The following is a 17,375-nucleotide window of genomic DNA, read 5'->3' as shown; positions in this document are numbered from 1 at the left end:
AATCCGCACACAGCCGGTTGAACATTGCCGCCGCTTTGCCTAGTGCGGACCCAAATTCCACCCGAACGAAGAAAGCGGAACAGGCGCTATGGCTAAGATCAAGGTGAAGAACCCCGTCGTGGAGATCGACGGCGACGAAATGACGCGGATCATCTGGCAGTGGATTCGCGAGCGCCTCATCCTCCCCTATCTCGACATCGACCTCAAATATTACGACCTGGGCGTCGAGAAGCGCGACGAGACCAACGACCAGATCACCATCGATTCCGCCAACGCGATCAAGGAGCATGGCGTCGGCGTGAAATGCGCCACCATCACCCCGGACGAAGCCCGCGTCGAGGAATTCGGCCTGAAGGAAATGTGGAAGTCGCCCAACGGCACGATCCGCAACATCCTGGGCGGCGTGGTGTTCCGCGAACCCATCGTGATCCGCAACGTGCCCCGCCTGGTCCCCGGCTGGACCGACCCCATCGTCATCGGCCGCCACGCCTTCGGCGACCAGTATCGCGCCACCGATTTCCTGGTCCCCGGCCCCGGCAAGCTGCGCATGGTGTGGGACGGCGCCAATGGCGAGAAGATCGAGAAGGACGTGTTCAACTTCCCCAGCTCCGGCGTCGCCATGGGCATGTACAATCTGGACGATTCGATCCGCGATTTCGCCCGCGCCAGCATGAACTATGCGCTGGGCCGGGGCTGGCCGCTGTATCTTTCGACCAAGAACACCATCCTCAAGGCCTATGACGGCCGCTTCAAGGATCTGTTCCAGGAAGTGTTCGACAATGAATTCGCCGACCAGTTCAAGGCGGTGGGCGCGGTGTACGAACATCGCCTGATCGACGACATGGTCGCGTCCGCCCTGAAGTGGAGCGGCAAGTTCGTCTGGGCCTGCAAGAATTATGACGGCGACGTCCAGTCGGATACGGTGGCGCAGGGCTTCGGCTCGCTGGGCCTCATGACCTCCGTCCTGCTCTCGCCCGACGGCAAGACGGTCGAGGCCGAAGCCGCGCACGGCACCGTCACCCGCCACTACCGCCAGCACCAGCAGGGCAAGGCGACCTCGACCAACCCGATCGCCTCGATCTTCGCCTGGACCCAGGGCCTTTCCTATCGCGGCAAGTTCGACGAGACGCCGGAAGTCACCAAATTCGCCGAAACGCTGGAGAAGGTCTGCATCGAAACCGTCGAAAGCGGCGCGATGACCAAGGATCTGGCCCTGCTGATCGGTCCGGAACAGGCGTGGATGACCACCGAGCAGTTCTTCGAGGCGATCCGCGTGAACCTGGAAGAAGCCATGGGTCAGTGGAAATAAGCTTCTGGAACTGATCCGCACTTCCTAGGTTCAATACGGTAACGGAACGAGGCGGCGCCGCATCCCGGCGTCGCCTTTTCCATATCCGGGCAATCTGCCATCCGTTCGTTTCGAGCGAAGTCGAGAAACGTTTTGCGTATGACGTTTCTCGACTTCGCTCGAAACGAACGGCGATTACACCAGGAGGCGACCAGATGACGACAACCAAGAAGCGCCTGGAGGTTCGGGCGGCGGTCCCGGCGGACGTGCGCGGAATCCAGCGGCTGATCGCCCGCGTCTATCCCGGAATGCCCAATTATTCGCTGGCCACGCTGCGCGGCCAGATCAACAATTTCCCGACCGGCTGCTTCGTCGCCCTCTATGACAACAAAATCGTGGGCTATTGCGCGACCATGCGGGTCAGCAAGAGCATGGCCTTTTCCGCCCATGACTGGGAGGAGATCACCGCCAACGGCTTCGGCACGCGGCATAGCGCGGCGGGCGAGTGGCTCTATGGCTATGAGATGGCCGTGGACCCGAAGCTGCGCGGGCTGCGGATCGGCCAGCGCCTCTATGACGAGCGCAAGGAGCTGGCCGAGGAACTGGACCTGCACGGCATCGTCATCGCGGGGCGCATGCCCGGCTATGCCCGCGCCCGGCGGCGCGTCGACGGCCCGGCCGATTATCTGGAAAAGGTGGTGCACGGCAAGCTGCGCGACCAGGTGATCAGCTTCCAGCTCAAGAACCAGTTTGAGCCGCTGGGCGTGCTGGAAAATTACCTGCCGGAGGACAGGCAGTCCGACGGGCACGCCGCCCATCTGGTGTGGCGCAATCCCTATGTCGATCCCGACGAAGCGCCGGAAATGCGGGTACCGCGCGGGGTGGAGAGCGTCCGCCTCGCCACCTGCCAGTTGCAGGCCCGCGCCGTGCAGGATTTCGACGAATTCATCCGCAACATCGAATATTTCGTCGACGTCGCGGCGGATTATCGGTCGGACTTCATCGTCTTTCCCGAACTCTTCACCCTGCCGCTGCTTTCCTACGAGACGAAGAAGCTCTCCCCGACGGAGGCCATCGACAGGCTGACCGGCTATACCCCGCGCCTGACCCGCGAACTGGAGCGGATGGCGCTGGAATATAATATCAACATCATCGGCGGTTCCCACCCGACGCGGGCCGAGGATGGCGACATTCAGAACATCGCCTATGTCGCCCTGCGCGACGGATCGCTGCACACGCAGGAGAAGATCCACCCGACGCCCAACGAAGCCTTCTGGTGGAACATCAAGGGCGGGGATTCGCTGGACGTGATCCAGACGGACTGCGGGCCGATCGGCGTGCTGATCTGCTATGACAGCGAATTTCCGGAACTGGCGCGGCGGCTGGTGGACCAGGGGGCGCGGATCATCTTCGTGCCCTTCTGCACCGACTCGCGGCTGGGCTATATGCGGGTGCGCTATTGCGCGCAGGCGCGGGCGATCGAGAATCAATGCTACGTCGTGATGTCGGGCAATGTCGGCAACCTGCCGAACGTCGACAATATGGACATTCAATATGCCCAGAGCGCGATATTGACGCCCTGCGACCTGCCCTTCGCGCGGGACGGGATCGCGGCGGAATCGACGGAGAATGTCGAGACGCTGACCATGGCGGACGTGAACCTGGCCGACCTGAGCTGGGCGCGGGCGGAGGGCACAGTGCGCAACCTGCGCGACCGGCGGTTCGACCTCTATCATATCGACTGGGACAGCAATCCCGACCATGCCCATGCGCCGAGCGGGGGGCCGGTGCCGGCGGGCGGGCATAATGCGCCTGGGGGTGGGTGATGGGGGTGGATTGCCGACTTTTCTAATCCTCCCCATCGAAAGATGGGGAGGGGGACCGCGCGAAGCGTGGTGGAGGGGAATCGGGCGCGACCTCCGGCGCCCTGCGGGCGCTCCCCTCCACCACTCGCTTCGCGAGCGGCCCCCCTCCCCACGCTGCGCGTAGGGAGGATTTAAGCCACCCGCCTCACTCCACCGTGACGGATTTGGCGAGGTTCCTTGGCTGGTCGACGTCGGTGCCCTTGGCCACCGCCACATGATAGGCCAGCAACTGCACCGGCACGGCGTAGACCATCGGCGCGATCAGCGGGTGGACCTTGGGCATGGTGATGGTCGCCATGCAGCCCTCCCCCGCCGCCTGCACGCCGTCATAGTCTGAGATCAGCACCACCTTGCCGCCACGCGCCTGCACTTCCTGCATGTTGCTGACGGTCTTTTCGAACAGCGGCCCGCTGGGCGCCAGCACGATGACCGGCACCTTGTCGTCGATCAGCGCGATGGGGCCGTGCTTCATCTCGCCCGCGGCATAGCCCTCGGCATGGATATAGCTGATTTCCTTGAGTTTCAGCGCCCCTTCCAGCGCCAGCGGATAGTCCGGACCGCGCCCCAGATAGAGCACGTCCCGCGCCCCGGCGATCAGGTGCGCCATCCCCTCGATGGATTCGTCATAGGCCAGCGCGCCGTTGAGCGCGGCAGGCGCTTCGGACAGGTGGCGGACCAGTTCCTTCTCCGCCTTCGCATCCAGCCGCCCCTTGGCCCGCGCCAGGTTCGCCGCGAACGCCGCCAGCACCGCTAGCTGGCAGGTGAAAGCCTTGGTCGACGCCACGCCGATTTCCGGCCCGGCATTGGTCGGCAGCAGCAGGTCCGCCTCCCGCGCCATGGTGCTGGTGGGGACGTTGACGACGGCGGCGATCTTCTGCCCCTCGGCACGGGCGTGGCGCAGCGCGGCCAGCGTGTCGGCGGTCTCGCCCGACTGGCTGATGACGATCATCAGGCCGCCCTCCTCCATCACCGGGGCGCGGTAGCGGAACTCGCTGGCCACATCGATGTCGACGGGGACGCGGGCGAACTGTTCGAACCAATATTTGGCGACCATGCCCGCATAATAGCTGGTGCCGCAGGCGACGATGGTGACGCGGCGGATCGACCCCAGGTCGAAATCCGGGATCGGCAGCGACACCTGGTCCTCCATCCGGCGCAGATAGGAACGCAGGGTCTGGGCGACGACCACCGGCTGCTCGTAGATTTCCTTGAGCATATAGTGGCGGTGATTGCCCTTGGAGATCAGTTCGCCGGTCACGCCGCTGATGGTGACGGGGCGTTCGACGGGATTATTGTCCTTGTCGAAAATCTCCGCGCCGTCGCGGGTGATGACGACCCAGTCGCCTTCCTCCAGATAGGCGATGCGCTGGGTCAGCGGCGCCAGCGCCAGCGCGTCGGAGCCGAGATAGGTCTCCCCCTCGCCATAGCCCACCACCAGCGGCGAACCCAGGCGCGCGCCGATGAGGATTTCCGGATGGCTGCGGAACAGGATCGCCAGCGCGAAGGCGCCGTGCAGGCGGGGCAGCACCTGCGCCACTGCGTCCTTCGGGGATGCGCCCTGCTCCACCAGTTCGCTCACCAGATGGGCGACGACCTCCGTATCGGTCTGGCTGTCGAACACGCGGCCCCGCGCCGTCAGTTCCTCGCGCAGCGGCTTGAAATTCTCTATGATGCCGTTGTGGACCAGCGCCACTTCCTTCGTGGCGTGGGGGTGGGCGTTGCTGGTCGTCGGCGCGCCATGGGTGGCCCAGCGGGTATGGGCGATGCCGGTGGTGCCCGGCAGGGGCGCGGCCTCCAGTTCCTTCACCAGATTGGCGAGCTTCCCCTCCGCCCGGCGTCGGTCGATCCGGCCGTCATGGACGGTGGCGACGCCCGCGCTGTCATAGCCGCGATATTCGAGGCGCTTGAGCCCCTCGACCAGCCGCTCCGCCACGTCGCCCTTGCCGATGATTCCGATGATGCCGCACATGGATAGTCAGTCCCAAAGCCCGTGAAAACTCTATGCTTATGCCGCCTATGCCACGATCATGCGGCGGACGACAGGGGTACCGCATCAACGTGGACGAATATTAACCAGCCAGACCTCCGGGGGTGCAAGCATGCGGATCGGCAGGCCGCTGGTGCCCAGGCCCGCCGACACGACCAGGGTCCGCTGCCCTTCCCGATATGCGCCGCAGGCATAGCGGGTGCCGTAGCGCGAGGGCACATAGACGATGCCCGCGAAGGGCAGGGCCACCTGCCCGCAATGGGTGTGCCCCACCAGCGTCAGCATCGGCCGGTCGGGCAGCAGCGGGAACGCGTCCGGCCCATGGGACAGCATCAGCGGCGCGCCGCCCAGCGCCTGCATCGCGTCCAGCGTCCTGGGGATGTCGGGCCGCCCGGTATAGATGTCGCGCAGTCCGCCGACGGCCAGCGGCCCCCGCCGCACCGCCTGATTGTCGAGCAGGCGGATGCCGATCCGGGCGAACAGATCGCCCCATTCGCGGCGGCTGATCCCCGCATGCTTGCGCGCGTCATGATTGCCCAGCACCGCCACCACACCCAGCGGGGCGCGCAGGGCGGCGAAGGGGGCGATGCTCCGCGCCGGGTCATAGGTCGCGCCGCCCTTGTCGTCGCCGATATAGTCGCCGCCCAGCACTATCAGGTCGGGCCGGAGGCCGTTCACCAAGGCGACGATGCGCGCCATCCGCTCCGGGCTGTTGTCGGGACCGGACAAATGGCTGTCGGTCAGCAGCGCCACCGTCACCGGGCGGCGCGGCGCATCCGCCGGAAAGGGCAGCGCGACGTCCAGCCGCCGCACGACCGGCATCGCCCGCGCATTGGCGAAGAGCCAGGCGGCCGTTCCCACCATGAGGAGCGAAAGGACCAGCAGCGCGGTCAACCAGCGCCGCCTTCGGAAGAAGGCCGTCACCTGGCGGCTTTGCGCGCCTGCATCCGCGCCCGGAAACGCGCCGCCCAGCCGGGTTTCGCCTCCTGCTTCGGCCGGACGAGGCAGAGCGCGTCGGCCTCCACCGCCTGCGTCACCACGCTGCCCGCCGCGACGATGGCGCCGTCGCCGATCTTTACTGGGGCGACCAGCGCGCTGTTGGAGCCGATGAAGGCGCCCGCGCCGATCTCCGTCCGATATTTGAAGAAGCCGTCATAATTGCAGGTGATGGTGCCCGCGCCGATATTGGCCCCCGCCCCCACGCTGGCGTCGCCGATATAGGACAGGTGGTTGGCCTTGGCGCCCTCGCCCAGTTCGGCCTTCTTCACCTCGACGAAATTGCCGACCTTGGCCTTGGCGCCGATCTTCGCGCCGGGACGCAGCCGGGCATAGGGGCCGATGTCCGCGCCCTTGCCCACGGTCGCGCCCTCCAGGTGGGAAAAGGCGTGGATGGTCGCATCGTCCGCCACGCTGACGCCGGGGCCGAAGACGACATGGGGTTCTATCGTCACGTCGCGGCCCAGCAGCGTGTCATGGGAGAAGAACACGGTTTCCGGCGCGATCAGCGTCGCGCCATCGCGCATCGCCTCGGCCCGGCGGCGGTCCTGCCAGACGGCCTCCACCCCCGCCAGTTCGGCGCGGCTGTTGACGCCCGCCACTTCCCACGCCTCCGCCTCTATCACCGCGCTCTGCGCGCCGGGCAGCATGACGATGTCGGGAAGATAATATTCGCCCGCTGCATTATCATTGCCGATCTGGTCAAGCAGCACGAACAGGTCGGTGGAGCGCACCGCCATCAGCCCCGAATTGCAGAGCGTCACCGCCCGCTCCTCCGCATTGGCGTCCTTATATTCGACCATCTTTTCGATCACGCCCTGGTCGCGGGCGATGATCCGGCCATAGGCGGCGGCATCCTCCGGCCGGAAGCCCAGCACCACGGCGCGCGGTTCGTCGCCCCAGTTCAGGCGGTCCAGCATGCTCCGCAGCGTTTCGGCGCGCACCAGCGGCACGTCGCCATAGAGGATCAATATGTCGCCCGCGAAACCGGCCAGCGCGTCATGCGCCTGCGCCACGGCATGGCCGGTGCCCAGCTGCTGTTCCTGCACGGCGATGACGGCGCCGCTGCCCTCCACCGCCCTTTCCACCTGCTCCCGCCCGGCGCCGACCACCACGACCTGCCGTTCGGGCTGCAGCTCCGCCACGCTGGCGAGCAGGTGGAGCAGCATCGGCCGCCCCGCAATCGGGTGCAGAACCTTGTGCCTGGCCGACTTCATGCGCGTGCCCTGCCCGGCGGCAAGGATGATCACGGCCACGGGGCGAGCGGGGGAGCGGCTGGAGGTCACGGGGGCATCCTTCACGAAAGGGCCAAGAATCTGAGCGCTCTCTGCCATGTTTGACTTGCCTTTGCCACTACCCAGGCGGCATGAGCCGGGCATGGTTTCCATTCCCTTCGACATTGTCGGCTTCGACCTTGACGGCACCCTGCTCGACACCAGCGGCGACCTGGCGGCGGCGGTCAATTACGCCATCGCCACTGACGGGCGGCCGCCCTTTCCGGTCGAGGCGATCCATCCCTTCGTCGGCAAGGGAGCGAAGGTGATGCTCCAGCGGGCGCTGGACGCTTCGGGCGGCTATGACGAGGCGATGCTGGAAAGGATGCTGCCGATCCTGCTGGACTATTATGAGCAGAATCTGGCGATCCATTCCCTGCCCTATCCCGGCCTGATCGCGGCGATGGACGCGCTGGAGGCGGCGGGCGTGAAGCTGGCCATCTGCACCAACAAGGCGGAGCGTTTCACCATTCCGCTGCTGCACCAGATCGGCCTGTCGGACCGTTTCGCCAGCGTCGTCGGCGGCGACACGGTGGGCATCGCCAAGCCCCATCCCGCGCCGATCCACGCCATGATCGAGCGCGCTGGCGGCGGGCGGACGATCTTCCTGGGCGACACGATCAACGACATTGCAGGCGCGCGCAATGCGGGCATCCCCAGCATCGCCGTCAGCTTCGGCTTCCTCGACGGGCCGGTGGAGGAGCTGGAGGCGGACGCCGTCATCCACCATTATGACGATCTGGTGCCGCTGCTGGGAGGCTGGCCGACATGACGTTGCGGCTGGAACGGGAGGGCGCGGTCGCCACGCTGCTGATCGACCGGCCCCGGCAGCATAATGCCATGAACCAGGCGATGTGGGAACAATTGCCGCGTCTGGTGCAGGAGGCGATGGCGGACGAGGCGATCCGCGTGCTGATCCTGTCCTCGGCGACGCCCGGCCTGTTCTGCGCGGGGGCGGACATCCACGAATTTGCGCGCTGTTCGGGGGATGAGGAGTGGCGCGTCGCCAATCAGGCCGCGATCCGCGCCACCCAATATGCCCTGGCCCATGCCGAAAAGCCGGTGATCGCGGCGATAGACGGGGACGCGGTCGGCGGCGGATGCGGGCTGGCCATCGCCTGCGACCTGCGCATCGCCTCCCCCGCTGCCAGGCTGGGCATCACCCCGGCCAGGCTGGGCATCGTCTATGGGTTGTTCGACACCAAGCTGCTGGTCGATTTGGTCGGACCGGCGCGGGCCAAGCGCATATTGTTCACCGCCGCGCTGCACGATGCGCAGGAGGCGCTGGCCATCGGCCTGATCGACCAGATTTCGCCTGCGCCGCTGGAGGCGGCGATGGCACTGGCCGAAAGTATTGCCGCCAATGCCCAGCATTCGATCCGTTCGTCGAAGGCGATCATCCGCCGCATCCTGGATGGGCAGGTGGACGACGACGAGGAAACGCTGGCCATGTTCCGGGACGCCTTCACCCTGCCCGACTTCCGGGAGGGCGTGCAGGCCTTCCGCGACAAGCGTCGTCCCTGCTTCTGACCCGCTCGCCGCAGCTTCATCCATATCGGATGAACATCTCACCCGATATGGAAGTATTTGTTAAGGATCGGCTTTTACCCGTCGCCCCATAGGGACGCCGCGCCGGATCGCCCCCGAAAAGAGGAACAGGCACAATAAGCGTGGGAGAAAATTTCGCCTTCTTCCTGCCCGTCATGATGGCAAGTTTCGGCGTGGTTTTCGCCTTCGTCTGGACCCTGGGCATAAGGGCGGCCGGATATTGGAGCGCCGCCTATCTCTGCGTAGCGGGCGGCTTTGCGGTGCCGGCGGGATTCGCGCTGCTGCCGACGCCCCTTTGGGGCTTTGTGGCGGATTTGCTGTTCGCCAGCGGATTCCTGCTGTTCAGCCAGGCCCTGCTGGAACGCTGGCGACCCAACTGGCTGCTGCGGGCGCGGATCGCGATCTGGGCGCTGTCCGTGCTGCTGTGCGCCATGTCCCTCTTGCTGGACAACCTGCCCTTCGAACTGGTGTCGTCCGATTTCGGCTGTTTCCTGCTGATCGGCCTGCCGCTGATCGCCGGCAGGGATCGCCTGGACAACTGGTCGGACGGCGCCCTGTTCGGCGCGGCGGCTTTGGTCGCGCTGGACAATCTGATGCGCGGCAGCACCGTGCCGCTGACGCTGTCGAGCGACAGTTTCCTGAACAGCGACTATGCCTTTCTGATGCAGGCGCTGGCCTGCGTGCTTGGCCTGTTCCTGGCCTTGGCGGCGCTGGCGGCGAACATGCTCGACCTGCTCGCCTGCTATCGGCGCGACGCGCTGCACGATCCCCTTTCCGGCCTGCTCAACCGCCGCGGCTTTGACGACGCCATCGGCCAAAGAACGCGCAAGCTGCCGACGCAGGGCAGCCTGATCGTCTGCGACATCGATCATTTCAAGACGATCAACGATGCCCACGGCCATGCGCTGGGCGACCGCGTGATCGTCGCGCTGGCGCGGATATTGATGGAGTTCGCGCCCGCCGACGCCATCACGGCCCGCTTCGGCGGGGAGGAATTCATAATGTTCCTGCCCGACGCCGATGCGGCCCGGGCCGCCACGACCGCCAACGACATTCGGGAGAGCGTCGCGCGGGAGGTCGCCAGCCAACTCGGCCTTTCGCGTCCCCTTACCGCCAGTTTCGGATTGTCGGCCGTCCAGCCCGGCGATGCCGCGATCCACGACGCCATCGCGCGAGCGGATGCGGCCCTCTATGAAGCCAAGACGCATGGCCGCAATCGGGTTTGCGTAAGGCGGGCGCTCGCCGTGCCGGATGCGCCCGCCGCCATCCTGAAGTCACGCGCCCGGAGCGGATAGCGCTTCCCCCGTTCAGGCCGAAACGTGTTCCTGCGAAGGCAGGAACCCAGTCCAGACGCCGGAACTGGATTCCCGCCTTCGCAGGAACGAGCTGTGCTTCAATTAACCGGCATAACCCCAATGATCCATAACGTCATGAAAAAGGCCGCCCCTAAGGACGGCCTCTTCATTGTCGCGATCTCATTCCCGCGCAGGGCGGGAAGAGATCACATATGGATGGGCTTGCCCGTCACGGCCATGGCCGCTTCCTTGATCGCCTCGCTGTGCGTCGGATGGGCGTGGCAGGTATAGGCAATGTCCTCGCTCGAAGCGCCGAACTCCATCGCCTGCGCCGCCTGGGCGATCATCGTGCCCGCGACCGTGGCGATGATCCAGACGCCCAGCACCTTGTCGGTTTCGGCATCGGCGATGATCTTCACGAAGCCGTCCGGCTCATGATTGGTCTTGGCGCGGCTGTTCGCCAGCATCGGGAACTTGCCGACCTTGATCGCGCCCTTCTCCTTGGCGGCCTCTTCGGTCAGGCCGACGCCCGCGATTTCCGGCTTGGTGTAGACGACCGACGGGATCACGTCATGGTTCACGATGCCGGTCAGGCCCGCGATATTCTCCGCGACAGCGATGCCCTCATCCTCGGCCTTGTGCGCCAGCATCGGGCCGGGGATGACGTCGCCGATCGCCCAGACGCCCGGAACCTTGGTCGCGAAGTCATGATCGGTCTCGATCTGGCCGCGGGCGTTGAGTTCCAGGCCGATCTTGTCGAGGCCAAGCCCTTCGGTGTTCGGACGGCGGCCGATGGACACCAGCACGACATCGGCCTCGATCTTCTCGGCCGCACCCCCGGCGGCGGGTTCGACGGTCAGGGTCACGCCCTTCTTGCCGACTTCCGCGCCCGTGACCTTGGTGCCGAGCTTGTACTCGAAGCCCTGCTTCTTGAAGATCTTGTTGGCTTCCTTGCGGACTTCGCCGTCCATGCCGGGCAGGATCTGGTCGAGATATTCGACCACCGTGACCTTGGCGCCGACGCGCCGCCATACCGAGCCCAGTTCCAGGCCGATGACGCCGCCGCCGACCACGACCAGATGGCCCGGCACCTTGTCCAGTTCCAGCGCGCCGGTCGAATCGACGATCCTGCCGCCTTCATTGTCGACCTGCACGCCCGGCAGCGGCGTCACCGACGATCCGGTGGCGATGACGATATTCTTCGCGGTGACGGTCTTGCCCGCCACCTGCACGGTGTTGGCGCCGGTGAAGGTCGCCAGCCCCTTCAGCCAGTCGACCTTGTTCTTCTTGAACAGAAATTCGACGCCGCCGGTCAGGCCCTTCACCGCGTCCTTGCGCTGGCCCTGCATGGTGTCGAGGTCCAGGCTCATCTTGTCGATCTTGACGCCCAGCTTGGCGAGCGCGCCATTCGCGGCTTCCTCATAGAGTTCCGAGGCGTGCAGCAGCGCCTTGGACGGGATGCAGCCGACATTGAGGCAGGTGCCGCCCAGCGTCTCCCGGCTTTCGGCGCAGGCGGTCTTGAGGCCAAGCTGCGCGGCGCGGATCGCCGCGACATAGCCGCCCGGACCGGCGCCGATCACCAGAACGTCATAATCGAAGTCTGCCATTTCTCACTCCATTGCCGTGCTCCCGCGAAAGCGGGAGCCCAGGGCGTCGTCAGAACAGCGTTTCGAACAAATCCCGCCATTGTGGATTATCGCGTTCGATCAGCTCGATCTTCCAGGCGCGTTTCCATTTCTTCATCCGCAGTTCGCGATGCCGTGCTTCCTGCAGATCCTCATATGCCTCAAACCAGACCAGCAATTTACAATCATGGTCCTTGGTGAAACCGTCAATCAAGCCGTTGCGATGTTGATATGCCCTGGCCGCCAGATCGCTGGTGACACCCAGATATAGGGTGCCGTTGCGCCTGTTCGCCATAAGATAGACATAGCCGGCTCGCGTAGCGCGTCTCCACCCTGGGCTCCTGCCTCCGCAGGAGCACTGGTCACATCTTTACAGGTCGATCAGCAGGCGGGTGGGATCCTCGATCGCGTTCTTCACCGCGACCAGGAAAGTCACCGCCTCGCGACCGTCGATCAGGCGATGGTCGTAGCTGAGGGCGAGATACATCATCGGGCGGATGACGATCTGGCCGTCGCGGACGACCGGACGGTCCTCGATCCGGTGCAGGCCCAGCACCGCCGACTGCGGCGGGTTGATGATCGGGCTGGACAGCAGCGAGCCGAAGACGCCGCCATTGGAGATGGTGAAGGTGCCGCCCTTCATATCCTCCATGGTCAGCGTGCCTTCCTTGGCCTTCTTCCCGAAATTGCCGATGGTCTTTTCGATGTCGGCGACGCTCAGCGATTCCGCGTTGCGGATGACCGGCACGACCAGGCCGTTCGGGGCCGAGACCGCGACCGAGATGTCGGCGAAATCGTTATAGACGATCTCGTCGCCCTCGATCTGCGCGTTGACGCCCGGAATGTCGCGCAGCGCCATGCAGACGGCCTTGGTGAAGAAGCCCATGAAGCCCAGGCGGACGCCATGCTTCTTCTCGAACAGGTCCTTGTACTTCGCCCGCGCCTCGATGACGTTGGTCATGTCCACGTCATTATAGGTGGTGAGCAGCGCCGCGTTGTTCTGCGCTTCCTTGAGCCGCTTGGCGACGGTCTGGCGCAGGCGGGTCATCTTGACGCGTTCCTGCGCGCGGCTGGGACCGGCGGCGGGAGCAGCAGCGGCAGGCGCGGCGGCCGGGGCCAAAGCGGCGGCCTTGGCAGTGCCTGCGGCGGCGGCGGCGACGACATCGTCCTTGGTCAGGCGGCCGTCCTTGCCCGTGCCCTTGATCTTGCTGGGGTCCAGGCCATGTTCCAGCACCAGGCGGCGGACTGCCGGCGACAGAGTCAGGTTGCCGCCTTCCTCGTCATCGGCCGGAGCCGAAGCGGCGGGAGCCGGGGCGGCCGCCTCCGCCTTGGCGGCGGCGGGAGCAGCGGCGGGAGCGGCCCCGGCGGCCGCGCCTTCGTTCACATAGGCCAGCAGCGCGCCGACCTCGACCGTGTCGCCTTCCTTGGCGACGATGTCGCCCAGCACGCCGGCGACCGGCGCGGGCACGTCGACCGCGACCTTGTCGGTTTCAAGGGAGACGATGGGCTCGTCGGCCTTCACCGCCTCGCCGGGCTTCTTCAGCCACTGGCCAACGGTTGCTTCGGTAACGGATTCGCCCAGAGTAGGGACTTTGACTTCGGTAGCCATGAGCTTGTTCAGCCTTTCTTCTGGCGACGGATTTCTTCACGGACGCTGTGACCCAGCGCATCGGCGACGAGGGCGCCCTGTTCGGCGACATGGCGCTTGGCAAGGCCCGTGGCGGGCGACGCCGACGCCTTGCGGCCCGCATAGCGGGCGCGCATCGGCGCCTTGCCGGCGGTGGCCAGCGCTTCCTCGATATAGGGCTCCACGAAGAACCAGGCGCCGTTGTTGCGCGGTTCCTCCTGACACCAGACGACCTCTTCCAGATGCGTCATGCGCTCGATGCGCTTGGCGAGGGCGTCGGTCGCGAACGGGTAGATCTGTTCGATGCGAACGATCTGCACGTCCGTGTCGCCAGCGGCGTCGCGGGCCTCCATCAGGTCGTAGAAGACCTTGCCGGAGCAGAGCACCAGGCGGCGGGTATCCTTGTCGGCCGACCCGTTGGGGTCCGACAGGATGCGCTTGAAGTGCGTTTCGCCCAGGAAGTCCTCCGCCTTGCTGACCGCCAGCTTGTGGCGCAGCAACGACTTGGGGGCCATGATGATCAGCGGCTTGCGGAAGGGCCGCAGCATCTGGCGACGCAGGACATGGAAGTAATTGGCCGGGGTCGTGATGTTCGCGACCTGGATATTTCCTTCCGCGCAAAGCTGGAGATACCGCTCCAGACGCGCCGAGCTATGCTCCGGACCCTGGCCTTCATAGCCGTGCGGCAGCAGGCAGACGAGACCGTTGGACCGCAGCCACTTGGTCTCCGACGAAGCGATATACTGGTCGAAGATGATCTGCGCGCCATTGGCGAAGTCGCCGAACTGCGCTTCCCAGAGCACGAGGCTCTTGGGATCGGCCAGCGCGAAGCCATATTCGAAGCCCAGCACGCCATATTCGGAGAGCGGCGAGTCCAGCACCTCGAACCGGCCGTGCGGCACGGTGGAGAGCGGGACATATTTCGATTCCGTATCCTGGTCGGTCCAGACGGCGTGACGCTGGCTGAAGGTGCCGCGTCCGGAGTCCTGGCCCGACAGGCGGACGCCATAGCCCTCCGACAGCAGCGATCCGAAGGCCAGCGCCTCGCCGGTCGCCCAGTCGAAATTCTCGCCGGACTTGAACATCTCCGCCTTGGCGTCGATCACGCGCTTGAGCGTCTTGTGGACGTTGAGGCCCTCCGGAATCGCGGTCAGCGTCTTGCCCAGGCTGTCAAACAGCTTCTGGCTGATCGCGGACTCCACGCTCTGGCGGGTGGTCTCGGCGTCGGCGGGCTTGTGCAGGCCCGACCAGCGACCGGCGAACCAGTCGGCCTTGTTGGGCTTGTAGCTCTTCGCCGCCTCGAACTCCTCCTCCAGATGATTGACGAAATCGCCCGTCACCTGATTGACGAAATCGTCGTCGACCACGCCTTCGGCCTTCAATCGCGCCGAATAGACGTCGCTGACCGGCGGATGCTGGCGGATCTTCGCGTACATTTGCGGCTGGGTGAAGGACGGCTCGTCGCCTTCATTATGGCCGAAGCGGCGATAGCACCACATGTCGATCACGATGTCGCGATGGAAGGTCTGGCGATATTCCATCGCCAGCTTGCACGCGAAGGTGACGGCTTCCGGATCGTCGCCGTTGATGTGCAGGATCGGCGCCTGCACGCCCTTCGCCACGTCGCTGGGATAGGGCGAGCCGCGGGAGAATTGCGGGCTGGTGGTGAAGCCGATCTGGTTGTTGACGATGAAGTGGATGCAGCCGCCGGTATTGTAGCCGCTGACGCCGGAAAAGCCGAGGCATTCCCAGACGATGCCCTGCCCCGCGAAGGCCGCGTCGCCATGGATCAGCACGGGCAGCACCTGCTCATGCCTGGTCAGGTCGTCGCGGAAGGTCTGCTGCGCGCGGACCTTGCCCAGCACCACCGGATCGACGGTTTCGAGGTGCGACGGGTTGGGGACCAGCGACATATGGACCTTGACGCCGTCGAACTCGCGGTCGGTCGAGGTGCCGAGGTGATATTTCACGTCGCCCGAACCGCCGACATCCTCCGGATTGGCGGTGCCGCCGGAAAATTCGTGGAAGATGACGCGGAAGCCCTTGGCCATCACATTGGCCAGCACGTTCAGGCGGCCGCGATGGGCCATGCCGTAGACGATCTCGCGAACGCCCTGCGCGCCGCCATATTTGATGATGGCTTCCAGCGCGGGGATCATCGATTCGCCGCCGTCCAGGCCGAAGCGCTTGGTGCCGACATATTTGCGGCCCAGGAACTTCTCATATTGCTCGGCGTGGATCACCTTGGCCAGGATCGCCCTCTTGCCTTCCGGCGTGAAGTGGATTTCCTTGTCCTTGCCCTCCAGGCGCTCCTGGAGGAAACGGCGTTCCTCCACGTCCGCAATGTGCATATATTCCAGGCCGACATTGCCGCAATAATTGGCGCGCAGGATCGCCACGATCTCGCGCACGGTGGCATATTGCAGGCCCAGCGTGCCGCCCAGATAGACCTTCTTGTCGAGGTCGTTCAGGCCATGATATTCCGGCGTCAGGTCGGCCGGCAGGTCGCGCTGGGTCAGCCCCAGCGGGTCGAGATTGGCGGCCAGATGACCGCGCACGCGATAGGTGCGGATCAGCATCTGGGCGCGGATCGCGTCGTCGGCGGCGCTGACGGCGTCGGCGTCGGAAACCGCCTTGCCATTGGCCTTGGCGGCGGCCTTCACGGCCACCTGCATCTGCGTGGGGTCCAGCGCCCCGGTCAGGTCGTCGGTGTCGATCGGCGGCCAGTTGGTGCGCGCCCAGCTCGGTCCGTGCTCGATGTCCCCAACGCCGTCAAAAACTTCCTGGTTCTCGTAACCCATTTCTCTCGTCCCATGCCAACCGCGTGCAGTCGCGGAGCGGGGTAACCGATGGCCGGGGTGCAGCCCGGCCATCGCTTTCGGCCGATCAGCCCTTCAGCACTTCCAGCAGGGTCGTGCCCAGTTCGGACGGGCTGGCGGCGACCTTGATGCCAGCCGCTTCCATCGCGGCGATCTTGCTTTCCGCATCGCCCTTGCCGCCCGACACGATCGCGCCGGCATGGCCCATGCGGCGGCCCGGAGGCGCCGTGCGGCCCGCGATGAAGCCGGCCATCGGCTTCTTGCGGCCCTTCTTGGCTTCGTCGATCAGGAACTGGGCGGCCTGCTCTTCCGCGTCGCCGCCGATTTCGCCGATCATGATGATCGATTCGGTGGCGTCGTCGGCCAGGAACAGTTCCAGCACGTCGATGAAATTGGTGCCGTTGACCGGATCGCCGCCGATGCCGACGGCCGTGGTCTGGCCCAGGCCCGCATTGCTGGTCTGGAACACCGCCTCATAGGTCAGCGTGCCGGAGCGCGAGACGACGCCGACGCTGCCCTTGGAGAAGATGTTGCCCGGCATGATGCCGATCTTGCATTCGCCGGGCGTCAGCAGGCCGGGGCAGTTGGGGCCGATCAGGCGCGACTTGCTGCCCGACAGGGCGCGCTTCACCTTCACCATGTCCAGCACCGGAATGCCCTCGGTGATGCAGACGATCAGCGGGATTTCCGCATCGATCGCCTCCAGGATCGAGTCGGCCGCGAACGGCGGCGGGACGTAGATGACCGATGCGTCGGCGCCGGTCTTCGCCTTCGCCTCGGCGACGGTGTCGAACATCGGCAGGCCGATATGCGTCGTGCCGCCCTTGCCGGGCGTGACGCCGCCGACCATCTGCGTGCCATAGGCCAAAGCGGTTTCGGTGTGGAAGGTGCCGGTGGCGCCGGTCATCCCCTGGGTGATGACCTTGGTGTTCTTGTTCACCAGAATGGACATGAGCGTCCCTTCATTGTCTGTGGACGTGGCACTTTGGGTCTAAAGGCGGACCGACCCAGGCTGCGCACTCACCTGGGACGGTCCGGTGCAAGCTCGTGC

General features: G+C 65.5%; 12 protein-coding genes and 1 pseudogene. 5 read left to right on the top strand and 8 right to left on the bottom strand.

Annotated elements, in window-relative coordinates; translation table 11 throughout:
• The first annotated feature begins 88 nt into the window (after window positions 1-88).
• Complete coding sequence (locus SIDU_RS03005) at window positions 89-1,309, top strand: NADP-dependent isocitrate dehydrogenase (RefSeq protein ID WP_007684296.1); 1,221 nt, start codon at window positions 89-91, stop codon at window positions 1,307-1,309.
• Window positions 1,310-1,503: 194 nt separating this feature from the next.
• The gene (locus tag SIDU_RS03000; RefSeq protein WP_007684294.1) at window positions 1,504-3,114 is read left to right on the top strand and encodes a carbon-nitrogen hydrolase family protein; all 1,611 of its coding nucleotides are present in this window, start codon (window positions 1,504-1,506) and stop codon (window positions 3,112-3,114) included.
• Window positions 3,115-3,298: 184 nt separating this feature from the next.
• On the opposite strand, the gene glmS is transcribed toward SIDU_RS03000, so the two are convergent.
• The 3 genes from glmS to glmU all read right to left on the bottom strand — a co-directional run bounded on the left by glmS (window position 3,299) and on the right by glmU (window position 7,353).
• A complete protein-coding gene (gene glmS / locus SIDU_RS02995; protein ID WP_007684293.1) occupies window positions 3,299-5,122 on the bottom strand; it encodes a glutamine--fructose-6-phosphate transaminase (isomerizing) in 1,824 nt (607 codons plus the stop codon).
• A gap of 84 nt (window positions 5,123-5,206) precedes the next feature.
• Window positions 5,207-6,004: a metallophosphoesterase gene (locus tag SIDU_RS02990; protein ID WP_050983537.1), complete on the bottom strand. Its 798-nt coding sequence runs from the start codon at window positions 6,002-6,004 to the stop codon at window positions 5,207-5,209.
• A 56-nt stretch (window positions 6,005-6,060) separates the two neighbouring features.
• Window positions 6,061-7,353, bottom strand: a complete 1,293-nt coding sequence (gene glmU / locus SIDU_RS02985) for a bifunctional UDP-N-acetylglucosamine diphosphorylase/glucosamine-1-phosphate N-acetyltransferase GlmU (RefSeq protein WP_233431892.1) — start codon at window positions 7,351-7,353, stop codon at window positions 6,061-6,063.
• Between the two features lie 160 nt (window positions 7,354-7,513).
• Between glmU and SIDU_RS02980 the strand changes: the two genes are divergently transcribed.
• The 3 genes from SIDU_RS02980 to SIDU_RS02970 all read left to right on the top strand — a co-directional run bounded on the left by SIDU_RS02980 (window position 7,514) and on the right by SIDU_RS02970 (window position 10,253).
• Window positions 7,514-8,182 (top strand): HAD family hydrolase, encoded by a 669-nt coding sequence (locus SIDU_RS02980; protein ID WP_007684290.1) that lies wholly within the window; start codon window positions 7,514-7,516, stop codon window positions 8,180-8,182.
• Entirely contained in the window at window positions 8,179-8,940 is a 762-nt protein-coding gene (locus SIDU_RS02975; RefSeq protein WP_007684289.1) for an enoyl-CoA hydratase/isomerase family protein, read from the top strand. Before SIDU_RS02980 ends, SIDU_RS02975 begins: the two co-directional genes overlap by 4 nt.
• Window positions 8,941-9,080: 140 nt before the next feature.
• Window positions 9,081-10,253: a GGDEF domain-containing protein gene (locus SIDU_RS02970; RefSeq protein ID WP_007684288.1), complete on the top strand. Its 1,173-nt coding sequence runs from the start codon at window positions 9,081-9,083 to the stop codon at window positions 10,251-10,253.
• A gap of 206 nt (window positions 10,254-10,459) precedes the next feature.
• Here SIDU_RS02970 and lpdA read toward each other — a convergent pair whose 3' ends face one another.
• The 5 genes and pseudogenes from lpdA to sucD all read right to left on the bottom strand — a co-directional run bounded on the left by lpdA (window position 10,460) and on the right by sucD (window position 17,276).
• The gene (lpdA, locus tag SIDU_RS02965) at window positions 10,460-11,860 is read right to left on the bottom strand and encodes a dihydrolipoyl dehydrogenase (protein WP_007684287.1); all 1,401 of its coding nucleotides are present in this window, start codon (window positions 11,858-11,860) and stop codon (window positions 10,460-10,462) included.
• 49 nt (window positions 11,861-11,909) lie between these two features.
• Window positions 11,910-12,182, bottom strand: a pseudogene (locus SIDU_RS02960) (GIY-YIG nuclease family protein); the annotation flags it as partial.
• Between the two features lie 66 nt (window positions 12,183-12,248).
• Window positions 12,249-13,487, bottom strand: coding sequence for a 2-oxoglutarate dehydrogenase complex dihydrolipoyllysine-residue succinyltransferase (odhB, locus tag SIDU_RS02955; RefSeq protein ID WP_007684284.1), 1,239 nt, complete (start codon window positions 13,485-13,487; stop codon window positions 12,249-12,251).
• Between the two features lie 8 nt (window positions 13,488-13,495).
• The gene (locus SIDU_RS02950; RefSeq protein WP_007684283.1) at window positions 13,496-16,306 is read right to left on the bottom strand and encodes a 2-oxoglutarate dehydrogenase E1 component; all 2,811 of its coding nucleotides are present in this window, start codon (window positions 16,304-16,306) and stop codon (window positions 13,496-13,498) included.
• Window positions 16,307-16,391: 85 nt separating this feature from the next.
• Complete coding sequence (gene sucD / locus SIDU_RS02945; protein WP_007684281.1) at window positions 16,392-17,276, bottom strand: succinate--CoA ligase subunit alpha; 885 nt, start codon at window positions 17,274-17,276, stop codon at window positions 16,392-16,394.
• Window positions 17,277-17,375 lie beyond the last annotated feature (99 nt).

This window comes from Sphingobium indicum B90A, from assembly GCF_000264945.2.
Classification (GTDB): Bacteria; Pseudomonadota; Alphaproteobacteria; order Sphingomonadales; family Sphingomonadaceae; genus Sphingobium; species Sphingobium indicum.
Note: the sequence above shows the minus strand (reverse complement) of the source record. Positions and strands in the feature narration are given on the sequence as shown.

What these genes read in the sequence shown, in the direction of transcription:
- SIDU_RS03005 (WP_007684296.1), top strand. Translation starts at nt 89, where the DNA reads ATGGCTAAGATCAAGGTGAAGAACCCCGTCGTGGAGATCGACGGCGAC.
- SIDU_RS03000 (WP_007684294.1), top strand. Translation starts at nt 1,504, where the DNA reads ATGACGACAACCAAGAAGCGCCTGGAGGTTCGGGCGGCGGTCCCGGCG.
- glmS (WP_007684293.1), bottom strand. Translation starts at nt 5,122, where the DNA reads ATGTGCGGCATCATCGGAATCATCGGCAAGGGCGACGTGGCGGAGCGG.
- SIDU_RS02990 (WP_050983537.1), bottom strand. Translation starts at nt 6,004, where the DNA reads ATGGTGGGAACGGCCGCCTGGCTCTTCGCCAATGCGCGGGCGATGCCG.
- glmU (WP_233431892.1), bottom strand. Translation starts at nt 7,353, where the DNA reads ATGAAGTCGGCCAGGCACAAGGTTCTGCACCCGATTGCGGGGCGGCCG.
- SIDU_RS02980 (WP_007684290.1), top strand. Translation starts at nt 7,514, where the DNA reads ATGGTTTCCATTCCCTTCGACATTGTCGGCTTCGACCTTGACGGCACC.
- SIDU_RS02975 (WP_007684289.1), top strand. Translation starts at nt 8,179, where the DNA reads ATGACGTTGCGGCTGGAACGGGAGGGCGCGGTCGCCACGCTGCTGATC.
- lpdA (WP_007684287.1), bottom strand. Translation starts at nt 11,860, where the DNA reads ATGGCAGACTTCGATTATGACGTTCTGGTGATCGGCGCCGGTCCGGGC.
- odhB (WP_007684284.1), bottom strand. Translation starts at nt 13,487, where the DNA reads ATGGCTACCGAAGTCAAAGTCCCTACTCTGGGCGAATCCGTTACCGAA.
- SIDU_RS02950 (WP_007684283.1), bottom strand. Translation starts at nt 16,306, where the DNA reads ATGGGTTACGAGAACCAGGAAGTTTTTGACGGCGTTGGGGACATCGAG.
- sucD (WP_007684281.1), bottom strand. Translation starts at nt 17,276, where the DNA reads ATGTCCATTCTGGTGAACAAGAACACCAAGGTCATCACCCAGGGGATG.